General features: G+C 62.6%; 4 protein-coding genes. All 4 read left to right on the top strand.

Annotated features, from left to right (window positions below; translation table 11 throughout):
* The first annotated feature begins 364 nt into the window (after positions 1-364).
* Positions 365-1,036, top strand: coding sequence for a plasmid mobilization protein (locus tag E8P82_RS15540; RefSeq protein ID WP_425456050.1), 672 nt, complete (start codon positions 365-367; stop codon positions 1,034-1,036).
* A 4-nt stretch (positions 1,037-1,040) separates the two neighbouring features.
* Positions 1,041-1,778 carry a relaxase/mobilization nuclease domain-containing protein gene (locus E8P82_RS14860; RefSeq protein WP_136455828.1) on the top strand — a complete coding sequence of 246 codons (738 nt, stop codon included), beginning with the start codon at positions 1,041-1,043 and terminating at the stop codon, positions 1,776-1,778.
* Positions 1,779-2,263: 485 nt separating this feature from the next.
* Positions 2,264-2,683 carry a hypothetical protein gene (locus E8P82_RS14855; RefSeq protein WP_136455827.1) on the top strand — a complete coding sequence of 140 codons (420 nt, stop codon included), beginning with the start codon at positions 2,264-2,266 and terminating at the stop codon, positions 2,681-2,683.
* A 121-nt stretch (positions 2,684-2,804) separates the two neighbouring features.
* On the top strand, positions 2,805-3,347 hold the full coding sequence (locus tag E8P82_RS14850; protein ID WP_136455826.1) for a hypothetical protein: 543 nt from the start codon (positions 2,805-2,807) through the stop codon (positions 3,345-3,347).
* Positions 3,348-3,589: the final 242 nt, after the last annotated feature.

The raw sequence follows: 3,589 nt of genomic DNA, 5'->3' as shown, positions 1-3,589 counted from the left end.
GGTGCTCCCTCGATATGGTCGGAATCTGCTGTGTGGTAACAACATTTTCCCACGTCAGGGGCACCTTTCAGCCCTTAAACACACCCCCGCCAGCAACTACCTCATGAAAGCCCGAGGCTAGTAGCCCTTGTCGGTTAGCGTCGGTAGCCCAGCTGCGGCGACCAGGTACAACGCGCGCCCAGGCAGTGAGCTGACAGGTAGTTCATTAGCGGTTTGGTCCCCAGTAAGCGGCGAAGCGATCAGGCCTCTGGTGTTCCTACAGGGTGCCTGATGCTGGGTTGGTTTGCGGGACCCTGGACGGGTCCCGGTGTGGACCTGCGGCCCACGGTGTGAGGGCATTCCGGTCTCGCAGAGCTCGCCCAGAATGCCCTCACACCCCCTGCCCGTGTGTGGGTTATGTTCCTCCGCTGTCGGACCACCCACGGGCGATGCAAGGTATGATTGGCGTAACGCTGCGGTCGCTGCGCGACCTTCTCGTTCCGTCAATCCCTTGCCCTGCGGGGCGGCCACCGCTGGCGCGTGTGGCGGCTTCCTTGGGTGCCCCGGTCGGAAGGTGCTCGTCATGGCTGACTCGTCGCGCTGGTTCAGCTTGTTGAGGCAGCCGGCACCCGTTGCTGATCCGGTGCCAGCGGCTGCTGGCCAGGAGCCGGCCGCCGCACCTGGTGAGGTGCCGGCGGGTCCGCGGGGTGAGCGGACGAAGACCGTGGCGGTCCGGCTGACCCCGGAGGAGCACGCAGCGTGGGTTGTGGCTGCTGAGGCTGAGGGTCGGGGGCAGATGGGTCGGTGGGTGCGTGAGACGGTCACGGCTCGCCTCGAGGACCGCACCGCTACGGCTCCTGTCGCCGCTATGGCTGAGGTGCGTCAGATGCGTGCTGAGTTGGCCCGGATGGGCTCGAACCTGAACCAGATCGCCAGAGCCCTGAACACCTCGGCCCTGGGTGGTGGGCCGGGGCCGGCGATCGAGGACGTTGCCCGGAACCTCGAGGCGGCCCGGGAGCTGCTCGGGTCTGTCCGGGATGAGCTGAGAGGCCGGTGACTGCGTGATTGCGAAGATCACCCGGGGTGAGCGGTCCGGGGACATCGCGGCGTACCTGCATGGGCCGGGGAAGGCCAACGAGCACCAGTACACGGTGGACAATCGCCGGCACTCCGGCGGGGTGGTGATCGGCGGGAACCTGGGCAGGGAAGGCCATACCGAGGGGGGAACCTGGGCGGCGGATCTGCGCGAGGCTGCCGGTACCCGGCCGGAGATCCGCAAACCGATCTGGCAGGTCTCGCTACGCACCGCGCCGGGGGATCGCCGGCTCACTGATGAGCAGTGGCGGGACGCGGCCACGATCATGGCCGAGCGGATGGGCTACGAGGAACACCCCTGGGTGATGGTCCGCCATGGAGAGGACCACGTGCACATCGTGGTCAGCCGGGTCAGCGACACCGGCCAGGTCTGGCACGCACGGCAGGACTTCCGGGCTGCGCAGAGTGCAGCAACCGCCCTGGAGAAGCACTTCGACCTGATCCAAGCACCGAGGCAGAAGACGCCGGGTAAGGCCCGCAGTAGTCAGAGCGCGGTCATCGGAAACCAGCAACAGAGCACGGTGAAGCTCAGCGAACGACGAGCCGCGGAAGCCGCTGAGCTCCGCGAGGCCCGACGATTCATCGAGCTGTCCTTCCCGACCCTGCAGCCAGGAAGAAGACCTACCAGGCCAGCACCCGGACAAACCCCCGTCATACGGCCACCGGTGAGGGATCAGCGGCCGGAACGTGGATTCGAGCGCTGACGTTACGAGCTGCCGCGCAACGCTACGCGTCACTTGCCACTGGAGAGTGTGGCTAGAAATCTGCTCTTCACGATCGGGAGTGTAGATCCGTCCACGATGTTCTGAGACTTCACAAATATCACTTTCCAATTCATACTCGCGAGCTGTGAGATTTTTATTCATATGAAGCGTCAGATGCTTGACACGATGCGTTTGGATTCCTACGTACGGTTGACACAAGACCGACACGCCAAAACAGTGCAAATAGCGGAAAAATTTCTATTGTTGTGTATCAAAAATTATCGACGTGGGTTGACGCATGGATTCGTCTGTACAAGGGTTGATGGATGGAAAAAAGATATCTCTTATTCGCGAGTTTGTCGGCGGTGGCATTGGGCCTGGCAGGCTGCAGCACCCAGACCGACGAGCCCTCGAGTGAGCCGGCACCCACAGCGGTCTCCGGAACGGCATCTCAGACTCCGTCCGATGCTCCATCTGATGCATTGGTGACGCAGGAGCCTACTGCGGATCGGGATTCTGTTTTTTCTCCGCTGACGAGTGTGGTGGATTACTGGCAGGACAACCCTGGTGTAGCAGATGAGCGTGCCAGGACGGGCGAGGTATTGCTCAACGAACAGAGTTCCGGGCCGGGGAACTTCAACGTTCCGGATGCTCAGGTACACGAAGCGGTGATGATCGTGCTGATCTGCGACAGCGAGTCAAGCTACGACATCACGATCGGTAACGACACCGATCCGGCGCTTGCTGCCACCGGCGGGGGCTCCTGCGGGGGGCCAATGATCAACAACTACACCACCAGCCCGTACGACCCGGCGGACCCGGACACCGTCCCGGAATTCATCGACGTCGACGTGCCCCCGGAAGTCAATTACTACGTGACCGCCTACGGGGTAGAGGGCACCTAAATTCACTCGGGCGAACAATCCGCTTGAGCAGAATTCTGCATTAAAAATGCAGGGTACGAGAATGAGATACGGACCGAAGCAAGAACACATCAGAGAACATCAGAACAACGGGGGAGAACCAATGAAACTGGCATCAACCGCTCTGACCACTTTGGGTGCAACAGCCGCCCTGATCGCCGCGACCGTAGCGCCCGCAAGCGCCGCGCCGCAGTCCCAGGAAGCCCCGATGGCCCCGGACGCCCCGCCGTCCACCCAGGTCTGCGAGACGGGCTACTTCTACAACACCAGCTACGCCGACGTGTACTTGCCGAATCCCTCCACACGTGTCTACGGCAGTAGTGGTGGCATCCTGTCCTACAGCACCGCTGACTCCAGCACCGTTTCGGGATCGCTCTCGGCAACCTCGTCCGCCGATGCCGGGGTCGTCTTTGCCCAGGTCAGCGCCTCCGTCGGTGTCACTGTCGGTGCCAGCGCGACTGCAACAACTACCGTCGGGTACACCTGGACCGTACCCGCCGGACAGACCGGGTGGATCGAGATGGGTGCCCGCGGCTACCAGATCGACTACACCAAGTCTCACTATGCTTCGCCCTGCACCGAGATCATCGATCAGGTCGACACCATCACCGGCGCGACTTCCAACGCTTGGTTCACCCACAGCTAGTCCAACCCTGGCCCTAGCGGACGGGACACCGCAGCACGACGGCGGAACGATACGCGGGCGGTCACCCTCACAGGTGACCGCCCGCGTATCTCATTGTGGTGTCGTGACATAAGGGGTTCTTAGTAGCTAAGAGAGTGGGCGGCATGTAGCTGGGGTTTGCCGGTATGGGCGCGTCGGTGGCGAGATAGAGATCGCGGCCTGACGTGAGCATTGTTCACGATCGCGGTCGACCACCTCACCGT

The sequence above is a fragment of the Arthrobacter echini genome, from assembly GCF_004803505.1.
Taxonomy (GTDB): Bacteria; Actinomycetota; Actinomycetes; order Actinomycetales; family Micrococcaceae; genus Arthrobacter_D; species Arthrobacter_D echini.
This window is presented reverse-complemented; position numbering and strand designations above follow the sequence as displayed.

What these genes read in the sequence shown, in the direction of transcription:
- E8P82_RS15540 (WP_425456050.1), top strand. Translation starts at nt 365, where the DNA reads ATGCCCTCACACCCCCTGCCCGTGTGTGGGTTATGTTCCTCCGCTGTC.
- E8P82_RS14850 (WP_136455826.1), top strand. Translation starts at nt 2,805, where the DNA reads ATGAAACTGGCATCAACCGCTCTGACCACTTTGGGTGCAACAGCCGCC.